Origin of the sequence: Bifidobacterium sp. CP2 (assembly GCF_018555635.1) — a bacterium.
Taxonomy (GTDB): Bacteria; Actinomycetota; Actinomycetes; order Actinomycetales; family Bifidobacteriaceae; genus Bifidobacterium; species Bifidobacterium saguinibicoloris.
Genome location: NZ_JAFEJX010000012.1, coordinates 1 through 20,658, shown reverse-complemented (window position 1 = coordinate 20,658; position 20,658 = coordinate 1). Strand labels below are relative to the sequence as shown.

The window sequence follows — 20,658 nt, the reverse complement described above, 5'->3', positions numbered from 1 at the left end:
ACATAGCGCCCGCGCCGGGTTCCATGGTTCGGAATCGGTTGGATTGCCGGGACGACGTTGTCCCGGCGCGGGGCCTGCGCCAAGGAAAGGTGGAGGGACGTGTACGCCGCGTCATGGGTGGTGTTCCACGGTGACGCGACGCGCACGCGGGTGGGGTCGGCTCACTTGCCGGCTTCGGCCAGGTAGTCCGGCATCTGGGCCGGGTACTCCGGCCAGGCGCCGGCCTGGGTGCACACGAAGGCGGCGGTGTTGACGGCCTTGCGGTGCGCCTCGGACAGGGAGTCGCCCAGCAGGGTGCGGGCGGTGAACGTGCCGGAGAAGGAGTCGCCGGCGCCGACGGTGTCGACGACCTCGACGCGCGGGGTGTCCACGGTGGAGATCTCGCCGTTCTTGGAGATGATGGTGGAGTAGGCGCTGCCGGCGGTCAGGATCACGTAGTCGAGGTCGTACTTCTCGAGGAACCAGCGGGAGGCGTCGTCGCCGGAGGTGCCGCGGATGTCGAACATGTCGCGCAGGAGGAGCAGCTCCTCGTCGTTGATCTTGAAGACGGTGGCGTAGCCGAGCAGCTCCTCGATGAGCTCCTTGGAGTAGTGGTCGCCGCGCAGGTTGATGTCGAAGAACTTCATCGCGCCCGGCTTGGTGTGCTTGAGGAGCTCGGTGATGGTGGCGTGCGACTCGGGGGAGCGCAGGGCCAGGGTGCCGTAGCAGACGGCGTCGGCCTGCTTGACGACGTCGATGAGCTGACGGGTGTACAGGATGTGGTCCCAGGCGACGCCCTTGACGATGGTGTACTCCGGGATGCCGTTCCTGAGCTCGATCTCGACGGTGGAGGTCGGCCAGGCGTTGCGCTGAATGACGGCGTGGATGCCGGCCTTGGCGGTCTCGGCCAGGAGCTCGTCGCCGAGCTCGTCCTCACCCACGGCGGAGACGGAGTAGCCGTCGGCGCCGTTCATCATCGAATGGTAGGCGAAGTTGACGGGGGCGCCGCCGGCGCGCTTGCCGGTGGGGAGCATGTCCCACAGGAGTTCGCCGAGGGAGAGCACGATGGGCTTGGACATGATGGTTCCTTTCCTTTGCTGTTTGCTGTGTGGTGGTTTTCCGTTTGGGAAATCTTGGGTGCCGGTCAGGTCAGTTCGAAGAACATCGAGGGATGGTCGAGGAACTGGGTGACCGCCACGGCGGCCGCGCCGCAGACCGTAGCGTCCGTGGGCATGGTCGACAGGCGGATGTCGGTGGCGCGGTAGATCTCCGGGATCGACCGACGCCGTACCGTGGCGCGCACCTCGTCGAGCAGGGGTTGGCCCGCTTCGGAGACGATGTCCCCGATGATGATGCGCTTGGGATTGAACGTGTTGAAGATGTTGACGCAGCCGTAGCCGACGTACCGCGCGATGCGCAGCACCAGCTCCCGGGCGTGGGGGTCGCCCTCGCGGTCGAGCCTGAAGAGCTCGCGCGCGGCCTGCGTGTTGGTCATGGCCGCGGCTTCGGGGATGAGCGTGCCGTCCTCGACGAGCATCTCATGGATGGCGGGGGTGGAGCAGTAGCGTTCCAGACATCCCACGTTGCCGCAGTCGCACGGCTTGCCGTTGATGTCGATGGACACGTGGCCGATCTCGGTGGCGGCGCCGAGATCGCCGTTGATGATGCGGCCGTTGTCGATGACGCCGAGGCCGACGCCTTCGCCCACCAGGTAGTAGGCGAGGTTGGTCTCGCCGTGCGTTTCGTCGTCGAAGAGATAGTGTGCCAGCATGCCGGCGCGCGCGTCCTGTTCGATGAACACGGGCACGGGGAATGCGTGGGAGAATTCGTCGATGAAGTTGACGTCGCGCCATCCCTGCATGGAGGAGACGACGGCGGTGCGTCCCTCGTCGCGCATGTAGGGGCCGGGGACGGCCATGCCGATGGCCACGATGGCGCGGTCGTCGGAGAGCAGCCGTTCGATGCGCTCGTGGAGCAGGGCGACGGCGTCCGCGATGGTCTCGTTGGTGACCGGCGGCATGTCCTCCACGTGGGAGGCGTTGCCGCACAGGTCGAAGACGCCGATCTGCACGAGGGAGCGCGCGAATTTGACGCCGATGATGTGGAAGGCGTTCGGATCGAGTTCGAGTCCGATGGAACGGCGGTTCTTCGCGCCCTCCATGTCGCCAGTCTCCTTGATGGCACCGGCTTCGATGAGTTGGGCGGTGATCTTGGTGATGGCCGCCGGGGTGAGACGCAGCGCCTTGGCGATCTGGGCCCGGGAGCTGATGCCGTAGTGGTAGAGATGCTGGAGGATGCGGGATCGATTGAACTCGGCGAGAGAGGCCTGCGATGCCGTGGCTTCAGCGCTGGTATTCATTCCGACACCTCCTTGCGTCCGTGAGTGGTTGTCCGCTCTTCCTTGAATCTGAACTTCGTTAAGATATTAACTCCGTTAATACATGAACGCAATTAAGGTGTCGTGGCGTGTCGCGTGTAGACATGCGTCCGGGCATGCCGGGGTGATGGTCCCGACTATCATGGACGCGTGCCGGACGGTCGCCGTAGACCGTCGCCTGCCGCAGTGACCCGATGAGGAGGACCGCCATGACCATGCTCGAAATAGCCGTACAGGACGTCGAAGGCGCGCGTATCGCCAAGGAGGAGGGCGCCGACCGCATCGAACTGTGCGTGGCGCTCGGCGCGACCGGCGGCCTGACCGCCAGCGTCGGCCTGATCGCCGCGTGCGCCGCCGTCGGACTGCCGTACGGCGTGCAGGCCCTCGTCAGACCCCGCGCCGGGTCGTTCGTGTTCGACGCGGACGAGAAGGCGGTGCAGCTGGCCGACGTCAGGGCGGCGGTGCGCGCGGGCGCATGCGGCGTCGTCGTCGGCGGTCTGACGGAGGACGGGGCCGTCGACGTGCCGTTCGCCGGCGCCCTCGCCGAAGCGGCGCACGCCGCGGGACGTGAGGTCGGACGCGATGTGGCGTTGACGTTCCATCGGGCGTTCGACATGACCCCCGACGGATTCACGGCCCTGGACGAGCTCATCGGACTGGGGTATACGCGGGTGCTCACCTCGGGCGGCGCGCCGGATGCGCCGAGCGGCATCGGACGGTTGCGCGAACTGGCGGACCATGCGGCGGGACGCATCGAGATCCAGGCGGGCGGCGGCGTCACAATCCCCTCCATCGCCGCGTTGAAGGCGACGGGCGTCGACGCCGTGCACCTGTCCGCCAAGAAGCTCGTCGCGGCCGCCGGAGGCCCCGGGGGAGGCGGCGACACTCCCGTCGAACGCACCGATCGGGACACCGTGCGGGCCGCGGTCGCCGCGGTGCGCGCCTGACGTCGGTTCCCGGCGGCGGCCGGGCTCAAGCCTCCAGGTGGCGCAACGCCACGGCGACCGATGCGCCACGCAGCGCGGCCCCCGCGCCGCACTGGCACCGTCTGATGACGGTGCGCGTGTGGAACTTCGAGGTGGTCATCGCGTCCAGACGCTCCTGCGCCGCCTGGAGGAACACGTTGTTGACGATGTCGGCCGGGCCGTACAGGCAGATGTCGGCGATGTCCAGCAGGCCCACGGTCATGGCCATGGCCGAGGCGAACAGGACGCCCGCCTCGCGCACGACGGCCGTCTTCCCCTCGTCGTCCATGCCCGCCATACGCCTGCGCAGGGCATTGGCCGAAATCAGCCGCTCCATGCAGCCGCGCTTGCCGCACGGGCACGCCGGCCCGTGTTCGGGGTCGAGCGAGATGTGGCCGACCTCGCCGCCGGCATGACGCTCGCCCACCACGGGGACGTCGTCGATGAGCGTGGCCGAACCGATGCCGCGGTTGATCTGCACGAACATGAGATTCGGACCGGCCTGTCCGAAGAACCGTTCCGTGAGCATGGAGGCGACCACGTCGTTGGAGACGGTGACCGGCACGGTGAACCGTGTCTCCAGACGCGTCCTGAGGTCGACGTCGCGCCAGCCCAGACCGGTGGACTCCTCGATGACGCCGTCGTTCACCACGCCCGGCACCGCGATGCCGATGCCGATCAGCGATGAGGCGTCGATGTCGGCGCGCAGCTGGTCGATGAGCTGGACGATGGCGTCCGCCTCGATCCGGTCGTCCGGGCCCAGCGCCACCTCCATATGGTCTTCGGGCATGCCGTGCAGATTGGTCACCGCCCCCCGGATGAGATGCTCCTGGGACAGGTCCACGCTGATGATGCGAAGGCGGCCCGGGTCGACGCTCAGCAGGGTGGCCCGCTTCCCCTTGCCGCGGGCCGGCGCCTCATGGCCGTTCTCCTGGAGGAGGCCCTCCTCGAGCATGCCGCTGACCACATCGGAGACGGCCACCCGGGACAGGCCGGTCATGCGACTGAGATCCGCGCGAGACAGGCGGTTCGAGGGGAACAGCAGGTTGAAGATCAGCGCGCGGTTCATGCGCCGCACGTCCGAAGGGCTGGCTTTCGCGGGTCTCCCCGCGGTGAACGGGAACATATCGCCCGCCGGTGCCTGTACGATCATGACGTCCTCTCCTGTCGTTGTCTTCGGACGGTCGTCCCCATGATGGATGCGGATAACGGCCACGGTGATGGGGCATGCCCTTGGTGCGCGCCTCGCCGGCCTCGTTGCCGGGAATAATTAAGTCAACTACCTTTTCAGTATAGCTTCATACGGCGCCTCGGCATGCCTGATTGACGAGGTAGAACAGGCTTTCGCCACATGTAAGGGTTGTTAACGAATAACGTCATGCTATCTTCGATTCGCGTGGGGACGCATACCTAGGGGCGTCGGGGACGAGTCGGCCCCCGGCGGGGATTCCCACCGGGGGCCGACTCGTGGCGGGCGTCAGCGCCGTTCGCCGTCGAAGACGAAGAACGCATGCGCGTCGCCGCGCCGCTTGTTCTCGATGTATGTGCGGAACAGCTTCAGGCGTTCGACGGTGCTCTTCGCCAGCGGCTGCGGCAGGTCGTCCAAGTCGAACCATCCGACGTTGAGGCTCTCCTCGTCGCCGACGAACGGTTCGGCGTTGCCTCCCGGTTTCAGGGCGCACAGGAACGAATGGTCCATGTACATCGTGTTGTCGCCGTTCGCGTAAGTGATGATTCTGTCCGAAGAGGTGACGGCCACCAGATCGGTGACGACCGCGTCGACGCCCGTCTCCTCCTTGATTTCGCGCACCACCGTGTCCGCGGGCTGTTCGCCCGGCTCGTTGATGCCGTAGACCATCGCCCACTCGCCGGTGTCGGAGCGTCGGCCGAGCAGGATGCGGCCTTCGCCGTCGAGCACGCAGCCGGTCACGCCGTTGAGCCACAGCAGGTCATGGCCGATTTTCTTGCGCAGTTCGAGCACGAATTGCGGTGTCGGCATATTACCTCCTTATACGGGTCGGGCTCCCTGATGTGGGGAGCCCGAAGGTCGGTTCGGTCACTTGGCCGCCGCGGCGCGGTCGGCCATCCACTGCTCGACGTCCGCGATCTGCTTCGGGATGCCGGCGGAGATCCATTCGGGGCCGTCCTCGGTCATGAGCACGTCGTCCTCGATGCGGATGCCGATGCCGCGGTATTCCGGCGGGATGAGCAGGTCATCCTCGCGGAAGTACAGGCCCGGCTCGATGGTGAAGATCATGCCCGGGCGGATCTTGGCGCCCTGATACGACTCGAAGCGGGCCTGCGCGCAGTCATGCACGTCGAGGCCGAGGTGATGCGCCACGCCGCAGGCGAGCCAGCGACGGTGCTGCTGGCCCTCGGGGGACAGGGACGTCTCCACGTCCACCGGCAGCAGGCCCCACTCGTGGAGCCTCTCGGCGATCACGCGCATGCAGGCGTGGTGGATGTCGGAGTAGGTGGCGCCCGGCTTGGCGGCCTCGAAACCGGCCTGCTGGGAGTCGAGCACGGCCTGGTACAGGCGCTTCTGCAGGTCGGTGAATTTGCCGTTCGTCGGGAACGTGCGGGTGATGTCCGCGGTGTACAGGGAGTCGACCTCGACTCCCGCATCGACGAGCAGCATGTCGCCGGTCTTCACGACGCCGGTGTTGCGCATCCAGTGCAGGATCGGGGCGTGCGGGCCGGAGGCGACGATTGAATCGTAGCCGACCGCGTTGCCGAGCTCGCGGGAGACGGCGTTGAACGCGCCTTCGAGGATGCGCTCGGAACGAGGCTTGTCGAGCGCGGACGGCAGCGAGGAGAGCAGACGGTCGAAGCCCTGCTTGGTCGCGGCCACGGCCTTGCGCATCTCGCCGATTTCGTACGCGTCCTTGACCATGCGGGCCTCGGACGTGAACTCGTGCAGCTTGTCGTCGTCGGCGGCGTTGCGGTCCGGATCGGTAGCGCCGTTCGCCTCGCGCACGGACTCGACGAGCGCGGTGACCTGGGGGTCCGTCTCGCGCATCACGCGCACCCGGACCGCCCCCGCCTCGGCGCCGACGTCCTTGGACAGCGCGTCGGCCAGCTGCGCGATGTCGTGCGTTTCGATGCCCGTCATCGCGGTCATCTCCTTGAGGCCCGCGCGCGGGCCGACCCAGTACTCGCCGTAGTGAGCGTTCATGAAGAAGTCGGTCGTGGAGTTGTCGGCGCGTGGGGCGACGAACAACTCCGGCACATGCGTTTCGCCGGCCTTCGCCTCCGGGGAGTCCGGATCGACGGGGTTGAGGACCAGCACGGCGCCCGCCTCGTAGTCGACGCCGAGACCCGTGTAGTACGCGAACGCCGTGTCCGGACGGAACATGTAGTCGCAGTCGTTGTTGCGCACCTTCGGTTGGCCCGCCGGAATCACCAGACGTTCGCCCGGGAACGCCGCGCCCAGCGCCTTGAGGCGGGCGGGCGTGAACTTCGAGGATTCGAGCGGTTCGATGTCCGGCTCGTCATCCGCCCAGCCGGAACGCATGAACTCCTTGAACGCCTCGGAACGGGGACGCAGCGAACGGTTGTTCACGCGGTCGCTCATCGCCTGGTCCGGCCCCGGCGCGGCCTCGCGCTCCTCCGCCTCGTACTCCTTGTCCTTGCTGGTGACGACATCGGTCATGGAAGCTCCTTTTTCATCGAGGGATCACGGTCCCGTGTTACCGCTCCCATCCTAGTACCCGGTCGCGTGCGAATCCGGCATGGCCGGCGAAACGGCGGAGACTGCGAAACGACGGGACGCGACAGGGACTACGTTGTGGAACGAGGATTGTTCCGGCGATAGGGTTGTCTCATGAAGCACAGCATCGTGCCGTTGATCGTGACAGGTGTCGGGGGAGCCGCGGCGGGATTGTCCGCGCTCATCGTCTGGCTGGCGTCGGGCGGTATGAAGGCGGCGTGGCACAGCACGCCCGGCGGCCCCAACGATTGGAGCTGGCTCGGGTCGACGTTGACGGACCTCATCGGCGGGGTGTTCGTGAGCTTTCTCTGCTCGATTCTGGTGCTCGTGGGATTGTGCGTCGCCGCAGTGGGTGCGGTCTGGCTGATCGTCGGCATCATCTGGGACATCGTGGAGGCACGTCGGCGCAGGGCGAATCCGACCCCGCGGCGACCCTCGCCGCGCCCGCGTGCCGGAAGCCCCGAGGCAGACGCCCGCCTACGGCGATAATGTCATGGCATGGGAATCGGAACGGACATGACGGACGGAACGCATCGCACGGACGAGACGCTGAAGGTCGCCATCGCACAGTTCGCGGTGACGCGGGAACCGGACGCGAACCTTGCCGTCATCGACGGATATGCGCGTCGTGCGTCGGACGAGGGCGCGCGACTGCTGCTCCTGCCGGAAGGACTCATCGCACGCGACGACGACCCGACGTTCACGGCGCGCATGGCGCAACCGTCGGATGGTCCGTTCGTCGCCGGACTGCGGCGGATCGGCGAACGATACGGCATCACGTTGATGGGCACCGTGCACATGCCGTCGCCAGAACCGGAAACGTCGTCGGAACCGGCGTCGTCCGTCACGGGACGCGTCGCCAACGTGCTCGTCGTCATCCGCGGCGGCGACGTCATCGCCGCCTACCGCAAACTCCACCTGTACGACGCGTTCTCGGAACGCGAATCCGACACGGTCGCGCCCGGAGACGAACTGCCGCCGGTCGTCGACGTCGACGGCTGGCGTATCGGCGTGATGACCTGCTACGACGTGCGGTTCCCGGAGACCGCACGGTCCCTTGCCGTGCGCGGAGCGGACGTCATCGCCGTCAGCGCCGCATGGGTGCGCGGCGCGCGGAAGGAACGCCACTGGGAGCTCCTGACCGCCGCCCGCGCGCTGGAGAACACCTGCTATGTGCTCGCCTGCAGCGAGACGGGAGCCAGGACCATCGGCCTGAGCCGCGTCATCGACCCGCTCGGCGAGGTCGTCGCTGGCGCCGGCTCCCATCCCGGACTCATCACCGCCGAACTCAGACGTGATGCGCTGCGCGACGCCCGCGAATCGCTCCCGGTACTCGCCAACCGGCGTTTCGCCGACCCGACGCTCGCGTGACGTGCGACGGCGTCAACGCACCAGATCGACCAGCTCGCCGACCTTGGTCATATCCACGTCGCGTTCGCCGAACGCCTGCCGCTCATACGTCAGATCGATGTCGTGATCGCGGGCGTAGTCGACGATTCGGCGCGCCAGATCGGCCACGTCGCCCGTCTTGTTGCACGGACGTCCACGCAGCAGCATGCGCTGCAGCAGCGGGCGCATCGCCTTGACCAGCTTGTACCGGTCCGACTTCACCTTCACCATCCAACCGTCGGCGAAATACAGCACCACGCCTTCGCGCGGACTTGCCTTGGCGTCCACGATCGCCTGCGCGACCTCATCGGGCGTGCGGGCGATCGTCACGGTCTCCGGCCGGACGAACCCGCCCGCCTGCGTGAACGCACCCTCATGCCCGTAGTCGATGGAGAACGTCTCGGCGTTGCGGATCAGATGCAGCAGACGCAGCCCTGACCCGTCATAGCCGACGATATGACGGTCCGACTCGCAGTCGATCACCTCGAACGCCGCCGTGACGTCCCATTCGCGCAGCATCCGCCACAGTTCGCCGCGAACGGCCGGGTCTTCTGGGAACAGCCGTTCGATCAGCGCGGAATAATCCGTTTGCCCGGACTTCGACCAGAACCGGAACGTCCCCGGATCGCCGCCGGCTCCCACCAGGCCCAGGAACCCGTTCTCCTTGCGCTCCACACGCACGGGCAGCGCGCCGGCATGGTCGCGCGCGTGCGCGACCACACGTTCGAACGAGGTCTCCGGAGTCTCGTCCACGGCGAAGAACTTCTCGAAACCACGCTGCACCACACGGCCATCGCCGTCGAGGAACAGGCCGCGCGCGTTGATCGTGCGCGCCGTCCAACGATGCTCGCGGAACGCCTCCGACGTGAAATTGCAGGCGAAGACGTCCGTCTCACCGCGCACCGGAACGACCCGCACATACGGGTCGGCGCGCATGCGGTCCAACAGGTTCCCGTCAGGGTCTCCCGGCTCCAACGGCCGGAACATCACGGCATGGAACCGCTTCCAGGATTCACGGATGTACTCCTCTGGCACCCGGTCGGCGTCCCCACGCGCGGCGTTGCGCCGCAGCAGCTCGTCCAACGGCACGTCGAAGTCCTTCGTCTCCCAGATCGCGCCGTGCCTGCGGGCGAGCAGCGCCAGCTCGCGCGCATACCGGGGGTTCGCATGCTGGGCGTCGGCGACCACGTCCCAACCGGCGTCCAACGCGTCGGCGACCATATGCCGTCCCATGGCGACGACCATCGCCTCGAACGACTTGGCATGACGGGACCACATCCGGTCCCGGTTCGCCGCGGAACCGGCGACCATCAGGCGGATGGCGTCCAACGAGACCACGCAGTGCGGCCACGTGTTCGAGGGATCGTCCGCCCATCGGCGTGCCCACGTGGACTTGCCGGATGCCGGCAGACCGCGCAGGATGATCAGCTTCGCCATCGGGTCAGCTCCTTTCCGTCGTCGGAGCATCGGACGGCTCGGCGTGGGGCTTCGCGGTGCAGGGCTTCGCGGTGTCGGACACGACACCCGCATGTCCATGGAACCATTCGACGATCCGGGTTTCGCTCACCGGCCCGAGACCCCACGCGTCGAGACCCACGTTGAGCGCCTCCGGGCGTGCGCCCTCGGGCGAGAGCTGATGCGTATGCCCGTACAGGAGACGCCGGCCGTCGAACGGCAGCGCCTTGTCCGGGAAGCGCACGGCGTCATCCGGCCACCCGTAGACGAGATCCTCACGGTAGGGGAAATGCGACAGGTTCACGGTCACGGCCCGCTCCGGGTGGGCGGCGTCAAGACCGGTGAGATCGACCGCATCGTTCGGCTCAATCGACTCGAACAAGTTGCGCGCCGGCCGGTCGTCCAGCCACCAGTCGTCGTGGTTGCCGATCACCGCATGCAGGTGACGGCAGCGCAGCTGGCGCAGACACGACTTGAGATGCCGGACGGATGTGCGGAAGCCGATGTCGCCCAGAATCCACAGTTCGTCGTCCTCGCCGACCAGACGGTTGATGTTCGCGACGACGGCCGCATCATGCGCGTCCGTGTCCGCCGCCGTGCGGAAGCTGAGCCGCGAATCGTCAAGCACGACGCCCTTCGCCCAGTCCTCGGCGGCCTTGCGGCCCTGTTCGGCGAGCAGCGCGGCGTAGCGCTCGCGGCCGGGGTCGAAGCGGGTGTATCCGCGCAGCACGCTCACCAGCGGATGTCCGAAATGCGTGTCGGTGGTGAAATACCTCATGTGGTTGTCTCCTTCCTTGGAATGGATTGATTGGTGTCTTCGGTTCCCGTCGTCAGGGCGTTGCATGGCGGATCGCGGTCGTCGGCGGTGGCGGGGCGGAACCGGCCGAGTGGCCGTCTCCACGCGGCATGCGCATGTGACGTATGTTCCGCAGGCGTTATTCGGTGCCGTACGTGAATCGCGTGGATTGCGTGGATTGCGTGGATTGGCGATGCCGCCTATGCCGTGGCATGCCGTTGGACGGACGGGGACCTTGGAGGAATGATTCGGTTATGCGGGTTTCAGCGGGGGAGCGTGGTGGTGGAGGAAAGCCCGGCCAGGAGCCCCTTCCATTGACGTTTCTCGTCAAGGGCATGTTCGAGCGGCGGCAGCAGCCCAATCTGCTGTCGCAACGCGCGGCCTTCCTCGCCGGCGCAATCGAACATGGCGTATCGAATCATAACGGGATTCACCATATGACCGTCCTGACGTTCCCGTCAAATCAGCCCTCGCGTGGCGGCATGCCCTTCGCGTCGGTGCGAAGGCGCGGACGTACGTCATGGGCCGTTCCCGCGGGGGATTCCGGCTTTGAGCAGCTTCATCGTCAGCGGGACTCTCTTGATGACGTCGTCATAGGAGAAATGGACGATTTCGCGCGCGCCGGCACGTTTCAGAGCCTCATCCCGCCGGCGTTCCCGCGCCACCATCTCCTGCACGCCGCGATTGTCGGTCATGTCGGGATCGATGTATTTGCGTGTGCCGTCATATTCGCCGACGACCACCGTGCCGTCGGCCAACGTCCAGACGAAATCGGCACGATACTCCGCTCCGGATTGCGGATCACGCACCGGTACCTGAAGTCGTGGCGTGGGGAACCGCTCCTCGATCATCGTCCCGCGCGCCAACGATTCGCCGCCGTTCTCGCTGTTCGCATCCGTATGGCGGAGCAGCCGCAGAGTCGTCGCTTGATCGGTGTGCATCCGACCGCTTGCATCGAGTACATCCTCCGTGGTGATTCCTTTGGCGAACGCCGAGTCGAAGAACGGCAGCGCGAAACGGAATTCATATGAGGCGGCGCAGTCGAGCAGCGTCATGGCGCGCGGCAGCAGAAGCAGCCCCGACTTCTCATTCTCGACCTGCACCATGGACGACTTCGGCACATAGACACGTTTCAGGTGGCGGTTGTTGGGACGATGCGTGCCGTGATCCGATGTGGCGACCGTCACCGATCCATCGTGAAGGCACCATTGATGTTCGAATCCGTAGGCGACCGCGGCTACCAGGCCGCCGAACACCCATGTGCGGTGGACCTGTGCGAGCGACCGTGCGATATGCATCGTGCGTGCCGGAGGCTTCAGCCCGCTCCAATATGCCGTTTCGGCATACAGTGACGGGATTCCCGGATAGACGCGCACGAAGTCTCCTGCCCGGGCGCGTCTGCGCAGCGCCGCTTGCTCGGCGGCGTCGTGGGAATACGCGCATCTGCCTTCGCGTTGCGCGTCGGCCATCAGCTTCGTCAGGGTCCTGTGTGCTCTCATGATTCGAGCGTAAATCATTCCGATATGACGGATGTTGTTTTCCCGGCGATGTGGTCGGAGCCCTCTCTCCCGGCGTGTCTGATACGGAAATCGTTGGAATCAAGCCGATTTGCGGATGAGGCGTCGGATGTGGATAACCGTGATGCCGCCGGATTTCAGGCGGCTTTCATCCGTGCCTAGGCAGGATTCGGTGTATCCGATAATGAGCCGATTCCGTCGAGGTCGTATCGGGTACCGTCGGCGGCATGCCTTTCGCGTCGGTTCCTGGCCAAGGATGGCACGGTTCCGCCGCCTGGAGGCCGCTCAGCGTCGTTACCGTGCCATGGCTGGCCAGAAAGCGACGTTTGAAGGCGTTTGGCGTCGGTTCCCTGCCACGGTTGGCGTGACACCGATGCCGGAAGGCCTCTTAGCGTCGTCTCCAGCCGGTGAATGGCATGCATACGACGCCGATGGCGCGTGCGCGATGCCGATGGCACACAAACGACGCCGCCGGCGCGGAACGACGCGACCACGATGCCGGTGCGCCCTGCGATGAACGTCCGTAGGGAATCCGCACGACGGCAGGGGGTCGGCTATCATTGTGGAGTTTGTGGGCATGCGGGGCCGATTGGCCGCCTGCGGACAGGAATCGCCCGGACGGGAACCCCCAGCGGGAGGAACCCCGCCCGGGAAACCGACTACCGTAGACGGAATCCCGGCGAACATGCCGGCCGCGGCACGGCAACGGCACGGAAGAACGAGCAGGAGCACAGGAACCATGTCATTCGAGCATCCGAACAGGAACAACGAATCGATCAGGGACGTCGAACTGGACATCATGAGCCGTCCCCCCGAACACAACACCACCAACCTCGACCTGGACCGCATGAACCTCATGCTCGACCTGCTGGGACACCCGGAGGAGTCGTTCCGCGTGATCCACGTGACCGGCACCAACGGCAAGGGGTCCACCGCCCGCATGGCCGAGGCCATCTGCCGCGCCTACGGCATGCGCACCGGACTCTACACGTCCCCGCATCTGGAGAAGGTCAATGAACGCATCGCCATCGACGGCCAGCAGCTGTCCGACGACGATTTCATCGACGCATGGGACCAGATCAAGGACCTCGTCGCCATGGTCGACGCGAAGATGACCGAACAGGGCAAGCCGCGCATGAGCTTCTTCGAGGTGCTCACCGCCATGGCCATCTGGAAGTTCGCCGACGCGCCCGTCGACGTGGCCGTCGTGGAGGTCGGCATGGGCGGCGCATGGGACGCCACCAACGTGCTCGACGCCGACGCCGCCATCATCGGCCCCGTCGACATGGATCACATGAAGTGGCTCGGCGACACCGTCGAGCAGATCGCCACCGAGAAGGCCGGCATCATCAAGCCGGACTGTACCGCCATCATCGGCCCGCAGCCGCACGCCGAAGCCGTCATGCCCATCCTCGAGGCCGCCGCCGAACGCAACCACGCCAAGCTGGTGCGCGACGGGCAGGAGATGGAGGTCGTCAGCCGCATGCCCGCCGTCGGCGGACAGGTCGCCACGCTCGCCACGCCGCTCGGTACCTACACGGAAGTGCCCATCGCCAAGTTCGGCGAACACCAGGCGCACAACGCGCTCGCCGCGCTCGCCGCCTGCGAGGCCGTCATTCCCGTCTCCGGCGCGCTGGACGGTGACATCGTCGCCGAGGCGCTCTCCGGCGTGAAGATTCCCGGACGCATCGAGCAGATCCGCACTTCGCCCACCATCATCGTGGACGGCGGACACAACGTGAACGCCGCTGAATCCCTGCGTGCCGCCATCGAGGAGAACTACCACTTCGAACAGCTCGTCGGCGTCATCGCCATGATGGAGGACAAGCAGGTCGAGGAGTACCTCGGCGTGCTCGAGCCGATCCTGAGTCAGGTGGTCGTCACCGAGAACTCCTGGCGTGACCGCGTCATGCCCGCGGATGAGCTCGAGAAGATCGCCGTCGAGGTGTTCGGCCGCGACCGCGTCATCAAGGAGCCGGAGCTGCCGGACGCCATCCAGACCGCCGTGAACCTCGTCGACGAGGCCGACGACCTCGGTGTCGGCTACGGCCACGGCGTGCTCATCTGCGGCAGCTTCGTCACCGCAGGCGACGCGCGCACCATGCTCGAGGAGCATGCCAGCCCCGTCATGAAGAAGGCCATGGGCATTCACCAGCCCGTCGTCGAACCGGAGCGTCGCGAGGACGTCGAAGACGTCGAGGATGCCGACGACACCGAAACCGCCGGCGCAACCGGCGCAACCGGCGTGGGCCCCGCCGCCGACGTCGAGTGACGGGACGGAGGACGACGGCCAGGTGTATCTCAAGGAACTGACGCTCCGCGGATTCAAATCGTTCGCATCCGCCACCACGTTGCGCTTCGAACCCGGCATCACCGCCGTGGTCGGACCGAACGGGTCCGGCAAATCGAACATCGTGGACGCTCTGACCTGGGTGATGGGCGAGCAGGGCGTCAGGAACCTGCGCGGCTCCAACATGGAGGACGTGATCTTCGCGGGCACGTCCTCCCGGCCGCCGCTCGGCCGCGCGCAGGTGTCGCTCACCATCGACAACACCGACCGCGCGCTCGACATCGACTACACGGAAGTCACCATATCCCGCACCATCTTCCGCAACGGCGGCTCCGAATACGCGATCAACGGCAGCCCCTGCCGTCTGCTCGACATCCAGGAGCTGCTGAGCGACACGGGTCTCGGCCAGCAGATGCACGTGATCGTCGGTCAGGGCAGGCTCGACTCCATTCTCAGGGCCGACCCCGCCGGACACCGCGCGTTCATCGAGGAGGCCGCCGGCATCCTCAAGCACCGCAAACGCAAGGAGCGGGCGCTGCGCAAGCTCGCCAACACGCAGACCAACCTCGAACGTCTGGACGATCTGCTCGGGGAGATTCGCCGCCAGCTCGGCCCGCTTGGCAGACAGGCCCGCATCTCCCGGCGGGCCGACGCCATCCAGGTCTCGCTGCGCGACGCACGGTCCCGCATCTACGCCGACGACGCCGTCGACGCCATGCGGCGTCGCGACCGCAACCGCGCCGAACTCGCCGCCGTGAGAGGCGACCTCGCCAAGGCGCGACGGGAGCTCGCCCAGACCAACATCCGCATCGAACAGGTGGAGACGCAGGTCGGCAGGTCCAATCCGGCCATCGACAAGGTCAACCAGACGTGGCGTTCGCTCAGCCAGCTGCGCGAACGGTTCGATTCGCTCGCCTCGATCGCCGACGAGCGCGGACGCTCCCTGCTCGGCCGCGTCGTGACGAACCCCGGTGAGGACCCGGACCTGCTCGACAACCGCGCCGCCGAACTCGAACGGCAGACCGCAACGCAGACGGCCACGGCGAACGACATGAGACTCGCGCTCGACCAGGCCACCGAACGGCGCGCCGGCGATGAGAAACGTCTGGCGTCCATCCGGCAGACGCTCGCCGAACTGCGCAGAACGACCCGCGAACGGGACGCGCGCATCGCACGCCTACGTGAGCTCGTCGCACGCGAGGAAACGGCTGTGCAATCGGAGGAACGCCGCATCGCGGACCTGAACGACCAGCGTGCGGCGTTCCGCGGGCAGCTCGAGGAGGCACGCGCGCAACGGCTGCGCCTGCAGGACGAAGCCGAAACGGTTCCGGACGACGGACGGGAACTCGACGAGGCACGGTCCCTGCTCGCCGAACGCCGCGACGCCCTGAACGCGGCCCTCGACGCGCAACGGGCCATCCGGTCGAAGATCATCTCGCTCAAGGCCAAGGCCGACGCGCTGCAGGACACGCTGTCCGGCCGCAACGCATCCGGCATGCTCGAAGCGGACGACGATACGTGCGCGCTCGGACGCCTCGCCGACTTCATCCACGTGCGCGACGGCTGGGAGGAGGCCGTCGCCAGGGCGCTCGGCGTCTATGCGAACGCCGTCGTCGTGCCGGAGGCGAGCAACATGCTGCACGCGTTGGAGCACGCCCGCGAGGAGCGTCTCGGCCAGGCCGTCGTCATCCGATTGAACGGAACCGGTGACGCAGCCGAAGTCTCCGACGACGGGGACGTCACGTCGGCGGGCGACGCATCCGTCGACGGTGCCGGAAACGGCGACGTCGCCATGCTGTCGACGTACGTCGACGCGAACCCCGACGCCGCCGACGCCGTGCAGGCGGCCCGCGTCGCGGCGACGGTGCGCACGCTCGTCGCGGACACCGCCGTCGCGGACACCGCCGACGAGGCGCAGCGCATCGTGACCGAACGGCTCGCCGCGCGCGCGGCCACCCATGCGGGGGAGCTGTTCACGGCGTCGGTCGCCGCCGTGGGCGGTTCCGTGACGACGCAAAGCGATCTATCGCTCGCCGCCCGACGCGACAAGGCGCTGCACGACGTCGCCGCGCTCGAACGGCAGGCCGTGCAGGCGGACGCCGACGTCGCCGCGGCAAAGACCGCGTGCGACCAAGCCGCGCGACAGGTGGACGAAGCCTCCCGCAGGCGTACCGAGGCGCGTCTCAAGGCCGAACAGGCGGCGAAGGCCCTCAAGGATGCGCGGCGTCGCGTCGACGACGCCGAACGGCGACTCGGACAGTTCGACGAACGTCTCGCCAAGGCGAAGGAGGACGTCGACACGCATCGCGGCAAACTCGCCGACCTTCGGCAGTCGCTGCACGCGGCCGAACACGCCGAACACGGCGACACCGACCCCGACGAGCTGTCCGCACGGGAACGTGAGCTCGAAACGGCGTTGTCCACCGCGCGCGACCAGGAGGTCGCCACGAAGATCGCGTGGACCGAAGCGGACCGGAAGGCCGAATCATTGCGCAGGCAGGCGGCGCTGCTTCGCGGCAACGCGAAGGAGGCGAGGGAGCGGCGCGCCCGCATCGAGGAATCGAACGCGCGGCTTCGCGACCAGGCGGCCCGGGCCGTGGCCGTCGCCGCGGACGCGCGCGCGGCGTCGCACATGGTCGAAGAGGCCATCTCGAAGACCGTGGAGGAACGCGAACGACTCCGGTCGGAGCTCTCCGGCCATGACGAGGAACTCAGGACGCTGCGCACGCGCCGCGCCGCCGTCGAACCAACCGTGGGGGAGCTGTCCGGGCGTGAGCATGCGCTCGACGTGGAACGGGAGCGTATCGCCGCCGAATACGAACAAGTCGTCCGCAAGGCGGGCGACGAGCTCGGCATGGACGTGGACGCGCTCGTCGAATCCTACGGACCGGACAAGCCGGTGCCGGTGCTGGACGACGACGGCGACCCGATCCCGCTGGAGACGAAGGCGAAGGCGGAGGCGGACACGGACACGGAACCGGAAGAGAAGACATCGGACGGGACGTCGGACGGGGAGACCGTGAAACGACCGGACGCGGATGCGCCTGCGGACGCGACCGCATACCGGACCGTGCCCTACGTGCGCGAGGAGCAGGTCAAACGGCTGGAGAAGGCGCAGCGCGACCTCGCCAGACTCGGCAAGGTGAACCCGCTGGCCACCGAGGAATACGAGGCGCTCACCGCGCGCAACAAATACCTCAACGACCAGCGCGACGACATCATGCGTTCGCGTGAGGACCTCATGCGTCTCGTCAAGGACCTCGACGCCACCATGGTGGACGTGTTCTGCACCGCGTTCGAAGACACCGCCAAGGCGTTCGAACAGGTGTTCGCCACCCTGTTCCCGGGCGGCACCGGCCGGCTGCGGCTCGAGAACCCGGACGACATGCTCTCCACCGGTGTGATCGTCGAGGCGAGCCCGGCGGGCAAACGCGTGAAGCAGCTGAGCCTGCTGTCCGGCGGCGAACGCTCCCTGACCGCGTTGGCCCTGCTGTTCGCGATCTTCACCGCGCGTCCCAGCCCGTTCTACGTGATGGACGAGGTGGAGGCCGCGCTCGACGACGTGAACCTCACGCGTCTGCTCGACGCGATCGAAGGGCTGCGCGAGCACGCCCAGCTCATCGTCATCACCCACCAGCAGCGCACCATGGCGATCGCCGACGCGCTCTACGGCGTCACGATGCGCGCCGACGGCGTCACCGCCGTGGTGAGCCAACGGTTGCCTCGCCGCACCCCGCCCACATCTGTCAAGGAGTAGGCGGGGTGCGGGCATGCGCCATACGACCGCAATGTTTCCATAGAGGAGTAGGAGGCGGCGACCGACGCGACCATAGGCCCGATTGAATGGCCTCGAGTGTGTCGCGTCGATCACCGTACTTCACGGCAGGGTATGCAACCGAAAACCGGGAATCAGCTGGTCCGCAGAGCCTTCGCCCGCTCGATCGTATCCTCCACCAGCACCGCCTGCGCGTCCACGATCGCCAGGCGAGGCATCGGGAACCGTTCGTTGAGCACGCTCAGCTCGGTGCAGCCCAGCACGAGCACGTCGGCGCGGCATTCTCCGGCAGGGTCGAGCATGTCGTCAAGCACCGACCGGTACCGGTTCAGATCGGGTCCGCGGTCGCCCTTTACGTCGTCATAGATGAGCGACGTGATGCGCTCCTGCAATGCGTCATCCGGCTCGACGAATGTGTATCCGGCCTCTTCGGCGGCCTGGCGGTATACGCCCGAGGCGCGTGATCCCACTGTGCCGAGGAATCCCAGACGCGGGTGGGTCGAGGCTGGGTAGAGCAAGGATATGCGTGCGATGGCACCGCGCGGCATGTGCAGGATAGGCACTGGGGTGAGCGACTGGAAGTGGTCGTAGAAGTAGTGCGCCGTGTTGCAGGTGAGTACGATGAAGCTTGCGCCGATGGCCGTGGCCTTGGCGATATCGTCGGCGATCACCGGGAACGGGTCGTCGTCCGACTGTCCGGTGATGAAGGCGGTGCGGTCCGGGACTCCGGCATCGTTGAATACGACATAGTCGAGGTAGTCCTGGTCGCACGTGGCGTGCATGCCTTCGTTGACGAGGCGCACGTAGCTTTCCGTGGCCAGCGATCCCATGCCGCCGAGGACGGCGAAGAACGGTCTTCTCATTTCAGATCGCCCTTCTGCTTGAAGTACTTCGCGTAGCTCTTCTTGTAGATCGAGAACATGTGCCGGATCATCAGCCAGCGCAGGGGGTTCATGTCCTTCTTGTATTCGAGCGTGGTTCCCCAATCGCCGGCTTCGATCATCGCCGCTCCACGCATCTTGTCCTCTCCGGCGGCGACATAATCAGTGAAGATCGAGCGCGGAATCTCGAGCCACAGCTTGGAACCGCGCCCGAACACGGTGTTGCCGTCGAACGGAGTGTCCTCGATGAGATCGTCGACGAAGTATTTCGCGAGGTTGAAGCCGTTGAGCGTCACGAAATAACTGGAACGTCCCTGACGCAGGTTGATCTCGAACAGCTTGTACTCACCGTCGCGCTCGTCGTACTTCATATCGAAGTTCGCGACTCCCTCATATCCGATGTCTTCAAGGAACGACTTGATACGGTCGAATACGTCTTGGTTGAAGTCGGGGATGATCGCCGCGTAGTTGCCGGCGGCCACGGGGGAGGGATCCTCAAGCAAGGGATGTCCGAGGAACATCATGCGTACGCGATGGTGGTGGTCCACGTAGGCATTGAGCACGCGCATGCGCGAGTCGTCACCCGGGATGAAATCCTGGATGACCATTTCGGACGTGTAGCCGGCGTCGTAGGCGCGGCGGATCATCACGTCAAGGTCCTCGGGACGCTCGAAGATGTATGCCTTGCGGCGGCCCTCGAAGTCGATGTCAAGCCATTCGACGGAATTGGCGGGCTTCATGGCCACCGGGTAATCGAACGGCAGATTCTTGTACGCACCGAGCTTGACATCCTCGGCGGTGACGGTCTTCGTCCTCGGGTGCGGCAGGTCATACTGTTCGCACATCTGGTAGAACGTGGCCTTGTAGGCAAGCCTGCGCGACAGGCGGATATCGAGAGTGTTGTATACGAAGTACCTTCTCAGATCGTCGCCGCACTGGCTCAGCAGATTCGCATACACGTCGCCGCAGGGGATGAGCAGCAGTGCGCGGTCCGGATCCTCGTCCTTCAGCTGCTTACCTAGGGAGAGCATGAAGTCCCGGAAGGTCACGAAGTTGTCGAAGTCCGGCACGACGTGCACGTTAACGATCCTGCTGAATTTCGTGGGACTCAGCTGGAAGTAGGCGTAGGCGTCGGAGACGATGCCGTACTCCTCGTGGAACGCACGGGCCATGCCGTATACGTTGATGTCGCTGCCGAGAAGGATGGGCTTGAACTTCCGCATCAGCGCACCCCGGCTTTCCTGGCCTGGGAGCGGGTGGTCGTCCGTCGGCGTGACGATGGACGACATGCGCGGGAACGGTTCTGCAGGTGAACGGTTCCGCAAGGGGTCTTGCCGCAGTCTTGTGAGACCGCGGCAAGATAATCACCGGTCTGTGCCGGTGCGTCAGTTAGCCTCGGGGGGGTGTTCCTATGTTTTTGTCAATTCCGTAGGGGGTTGATGTGTCGGGTTTTGTTTGGTTGTCGTGGGCGTGTTTCGCCTTGCCGGTGGCGGCTGGTGTGTTCGTTCTTCGTGGTGTTCAGGCG

General features: G+C 66.2%; 16 protein-coding genes. 5 read left to right on the top strand and 11 right to left on the bottom strand.

Going from position 1 to position 20,658, the window contains the following annotated elements:
- Positions 1 to 161: 161 nt before the first annotated feature.
- Positions 162 to 1,058, bottom strand: a complete 897-nt coding sequence (locus tag JS531_RS09080) for a carbohydrate kinase (protein ID WP_214315284.1) — start codon at positions 1,056 to 1,058, stop codon at positions 162 to 164.
- Between the two features lie 65 nt (positions 1,059 to 1,123).
- On the bottom strand, positions 1,124 to 2,338 hold the full coding sequence (locus tag JS531_RS09075; RefSeq protein WP_214315282.1) for an ROK family transcriptional regulator: 1,215 nt from the start codon (positions 2,336 to 2,338) through the stop codon (positions 1,124 to 1,126).
- Positions 2,339 to 2,565: 227 nt separating this feature from the next.
- On the opposite strand from JS531_RS09075, the gene JS531_RS09070 reads away from it, so the two are divergent.
- The gene (locus tag JS531_RS09070; RefSeq protein WP_214315280.1) at positions 2,566 to 3,303 is read left to right on the top strand and encodes a copper homeostasis protein CutC; all 738 of its coding nucleotides are present in this window, start codon (positions 2,566 to 2,568) and stop codon (positions 3,301 to 3,303) included.
- 25 nt (positions 3,304 to 3,328) lie between these two features.
- On the opposite strand, the gene JS531_RS09065 is transcribed toward JS531_RS09070, so the two are convergent.
- The 3 genes from JS531_RS09065 to JS531_RS09055 all read right to left on the bottom strand — a co-directional run bounded on the left by JS531_RS09065 (position 3,329) and on the right by JS531_RS09055 (position 6,973).
- Complete coding sequence (locus JS531_RS09065; RefSeq protein ID WP_240542147.1) at positions 3,329 to 4,474, bottom strand: ROK family protein; 1,146 nt, start codon at positions 4,472 to 4,474, stop codon at positions 3,329 to 3,331.
- A gap of 324 nt (positions 4,475 to 4,798) precedes the next feature.
- Entirely contained in the window at positions 4,799 to 5,320 is a 522-nt protein-coding gene (locus tag JS531_RS09060; RefSeq protein ID WP_214315278.1) for an NUDIX domain-containing protein, read from the bottom strand.
- 57 nt (positions 5,321 to 5,377) lie between these two features.
- On the bottom strand, positions 5,378 to 6,973 hold the full coding sequence (locus JS531_RS09055) for an aminopeptidase P family protein (protein ID WP_214315277.1): 1,596 nt from the start codon (positions 6,971 to 6,973) through the stop codon (positions 5,378 to 5,380).
- A gap of 171 nt (positions 6,974 to 7,144) precedes the next feature.
- Between JS531_RS09055 and JS531_RS09050 the strand changes: the two genes are divergently transcribed.
- Both JS531_RS09050 and JS531_RS09045 read left to right on the top strand, forming a co-directional pair.
- Positions 7,145 to 7,519: a hypothetical protein gene (locus JS531_RS09050; protein ID WP_214315276.1), complete on the top strand. Its 375-nt coding sequence runs from the start codon at positions 7,145 to 7,147 to the stop codon at positions 7,517 to 7,519.
- Between the two features lie 27 nt (positions 7,520 to 7,546).
- Positions 7,547 to 8,401, top strand: coding sequence for a nitrilase-related carbon-nitrogen hydrolase (locus tag JS531_RS09045; RefSeq protein WP_214315275.1), 855 nt, complete (start codon positions 7,547 to 7,549; stop codon positions 8,399 to 8,401).
- Positions 8,402 to 8,413: 12 nt separating this feature from the next.
- On the opposite strand, the gene JS531_RS09040 is transcribed toward JS531_RS09045, so the two are convergent.
- The 4 genes from JS531_RS09040 to JS531_RS09025 form a co-directional block, all read right to left on the bottom strand.
- On the bottom strand, positions 8,414 to 9,856 hold the full coding sequence (locus tag JS531_RS09040) for an RNA ligase (protein ID WP_214315274.1): 1,443 nt from the start codon (positions 9,854 to 9,856) through the stop codon (positions 8,414 to 8,416).
- Positions 9,857 to 9,860: 4 nt separating this feature from the next.
- Positions 9,861 to 10,652, bottom strand: coding sequence for a phosphoesterase (locus tag JS531_RS09035; RefSeq protein ID WP_240542146.1), 792 nt, complete (start codon positions 10,650 to 10,652; stop codon positions 9,861 to 9,863).
- Positions 10,653 to 10,933: 281 nt separating this feature from the next.
- Positions 10,934 to 11,107, bottom strand: a complete 174-nt coding sequence (locus tag JS531_RS09030; RefSeq protein ID WP_214315273.1) for a hypothetical protein — start codon at positions 11,105 to 11,107, stop codon at positions 10,934 to 10,936.
- Between the two features lie 81 nt (positions 11,108 to 11,188).
- Positions 11,189 to 12,139, bottom strand: coding sequence for a hypothetical protein (locus tag JS531_RS09025; protein ID WP_240542145.1), 951 nt, complete (start codon positions 12,137 to 12,139; stop codon positions 11,189 to 11,191).
- A 787-nt stretch (positions 12,140 to 12,926) separates the two neighbouring features.
- On the opposite strand from JS531_RS09025, the gene JS531_RS09020 reads away from it, so the two are divergent.
- Both JS531_RS09020 and smc read left to right on the top strand, forming a co-directional pair.
- Positions 12,927 to 14,459 (top strand): folylpolyglutamate synthase/dihydrofolate synthase family protein, encoded by a 1,533-nt coding sequence (locus tag JS531_RS09020; protein ID WP_214315272.1) that lies wholly within the window; start codon positions 12,927 to 12,929, stop codon positions 14,457 to 14,459.
- A gap of 22 nt (positions 14,460 to 14,481) precedes the next feature.
- Entirely contained in the window at positions 14,482 to 18,234 is a 3,753-nt protein-coding gene (smc, locus tag JS531_RS09015) for a chromosome segregation protein SMC (protein ID WP_214315271.1), read from the top strand.
- Positions 18,235 to 18,386: 152 nt separating this feature from the next.
- On the opposite strand, the gene JS531_RS09010 is transcribed toward smc, so the two are convergent.
- Together JS531_RS09010 and JS531_RS09005 are read right to left on the bottom strand one after the other, a co-directional pair.
- On the bottom strand, positions 18,387 to 19,115 hold the full coding sequence (locus JS531_RS09010) for an amino acid racemase (protein ID WP_214315266.1): 729 nt from the start codon (positions 19,113 to 19,115) through the stop codon (positions 18,387 to 18,389).
- Entirely contained in the window at positions 19,112 to 20,356 is a 1,245-nt protein-coding gene (locus tag JS531_RS09005; RefSeq protein WP_214315264.1) for a carboxylate--amine ligase, read from the bottom strand. The genes JS531_RS09010 and JS531_RS09005 overlap by 4 nt, the downstream gene beginning before the upstream one ends.
- Between the last annotated feature and the right edge of the window lie 302 nt (positions 20,357 to 20,658).

Excerpts from the sequence above, each read along its gene's own strand:
- JS531_RS09080 (WP_214315284.1), bottom strand. The coding sequence starts at position 1,058 with ATGTCCAAGCCCATCGTGCTCTCCCTCGGCGAACTCCTGTGGGACATG.
- JS531_RS09075 (WP_214315282.1), bottom strand. The coding sequence starts at position 2,338 with ATGAATACCAGCGCTGAAGCCACGGCATCGCAGGCCTCTCTCGCCGAG.
- JS531_RS09070 (WP_214315280.1), top strand. The coding sequence starts at position 2,566 with ATGACCATGCTCGAAATAGCCGTACAGGACGTCGAAGGCGCGCGTATC.
- JS531_RS09065 (WP_240542147.1), bottom strand. The coding sequence starts at position 4,474 with ATGATCGTACAGGCACCGGCGGGCGATATGTTCCCGTTCACCGCGGGG.
- JS531_RS09060 (WP_214315278.1), bottom strand. The coding sequence starts at position 5,320 with ATGCCGACACCGCAATTCGTGCTCGAACTGCGCAAGAAAATCGGCCAT.
- JS531_RS09055 (WP_214315277.1), bottom strand. The coding sequence starts at position 6,973 with ATGACCGATGTCGTCACCAGCAAGGACAAGGAGTACGAGGCGGAGGAG.
- JS531_RS09050 (WP_214315276.1), top strand. The coding sequence starts at position 7,145 with ATGAAGCACAGCATCGTGCCGTTGATCGTGACAGGTGTCGGGGGAGCC.
- JS531_RS09045 (WP_214315275.1), top strand. The coding sequence starts at position 7,547 with ATGACGGACGGAACGCATCGCACGGACGAGACGCTGAAGGTCGCCATC.
- JS531_RS09040 (WP_214315274.1), bottom strand. The coding sequence starts at position 9,856 with ATGGCGAAGCTGATCATCCTGCGCGGTCTGCCGGCATCCGGCAAGTCC.
- JS531_RS09035 (WP_240542146.1), bottom strand. The coding sequence starts at position 10,652 with ATGAGGTATTTCACCACCGACACGCATTTCGGACATCCGCTGGTGAGC.
- JS531_RS09030 (WP_214315273.1), bottom strand. The coding sequence starts at position 11,107 with ATGGTGAATCCCGTTATGATTCGATACGCCATGTTCGATTGCGCCGGC.
- JS531_RS09025 (WP_240542145.1), bottom strand. The coding sequence starts at position 12,139 with ATGGCCGACGCGCAACGCGAAGGCAGATGCGCGTATTCCCACGACGCC.
- JS531_RS09020 (WP_214315272.1), top strand. The coding sequence starts at position 12,927 with ATGTCATTCGAGCATCCGAACAGGAACAACGAATCGATCAGGGACGTC.
- JS531_RS09010 (WP_214315266.1), bottom strand. The coding sequence starts at position 19,115 with ATGAGAAGACCGTTCTTCGCCGTCCTCGGCGGCATGGGATCGCTGGCC.
- JS531_RS09005 (WP_214315264.1), bottom strand. The coding sequence starts at position 20,356 with ATGCGGAAGTTCAAGCCCATCCTTCTCGGCAGCGACATCAACGTATAC.